Source organism: Pandoraea cepalis, from assembly GCF_902459665.1.
Classification (GTDB): Bacteria; Pseudomonadota; Gammaproteobacteria; order Burkholderiales; family Burkholderiaceae; genus Pandoraea; species Pandoraea cepalis.
Genome location: NZ_CABPSL010000052.1, coordinates 1 through 993, shown reverse-complemented (window position 1 = coordinate 993; position 993 = coordinate 1). Strand labels below are relative to the sequence as shown.

Below are 993 nucleotides of genomic sequence, written 5' to 3'. Positions count from 1 at the left end.
TGTAGTGGTCTAATCTCCCCGGACACCAATTTAGGCGAAAATACTCGCCACGAAGAGGTGTCTGATGAGCAAGCAACGTCGTACGTTTTCCCCTGAGTTCAAGCGCAGTGCTGCGTCTCTGGTCGTCGACCAGAGCTATAGCCACGTCGATGCCAGCCGGTCGGTCGGGGTCGCGGAGTCGGTTCTGCGCCGTTGGGTTCAACAACTGCACCAGGAACGCCGAGGCATCACGCCTCAGGGTCCTGCAATGACGCCAGAGCAGCAGCGGATCCAGGAGCTGGAAGCGCGGGTTGAACGCCTCGAGAGGGAGAAGACCATTTTAAAAAAAGCTACTGCGCTACTGATGTCGGAAGGGATAGAACGTACGAAATAATCGACCAGTTCGGCGACGGCGTTCCGGTAGCCATGTTGTGTGAGTTGTTCGATATACCTCGGTCGTGCTTTTACGCATACAGACATCGTCGAGCGCGAGTTGATGCGGCACGAATGGCACTGCGCAGTCGCGTGCACGAGTTGTTTGTCGAGAGCCGAAGCTCAGCAGGCAGCCGCAGCATCATGGGCATGCTGCGCGAGCAAGGCACGACGATTGGGCGCTTTAAGGTCAGCCGTCTGATGGACGAGCTCGGCTTGATTTGCAAGCAACCTGGCAACCACGCATACAAGCGCGCTACGGTGGAGCGCATCGACATTCCGAACGTCTTGAATCGCGAGTTCGATGTGGCGGCAGCGAATCAAGTCTGGTGCGGCGACATCACGTATTTATGGGCACAGGGGCGCTGGCTTTATTTGGCCGTGGTGTTGGACCTGTTCACTCGCCGCGTTGTCGGCTGGTCATTCTCGACGAGCCCCGATGCCGACCTGGTGGTGAAGGCATTAGACATGGCGTTCGAGCAACGCGGTCGGCCTACGGACTTAATGTTCCACAGTGACCAGGGCGGTCAATATGTCAGCCGGAAATTCCGTCAGAGACTATGGCGCTATCGAATCAAGCAG

The 993-nt window shown here is 57.2% G+C and carries 1 pseudogene; it reads left to right on the top strand.

Going from position 1 to position 993, the window contains the following annotated elements:
- Positions 1-64: 64 nt before the first annotated feature.
- Positions 65-993, top strand: a pseudogene (locus PCE31106_RS23885) (IS3 family transposase); the annotation flags it as partial.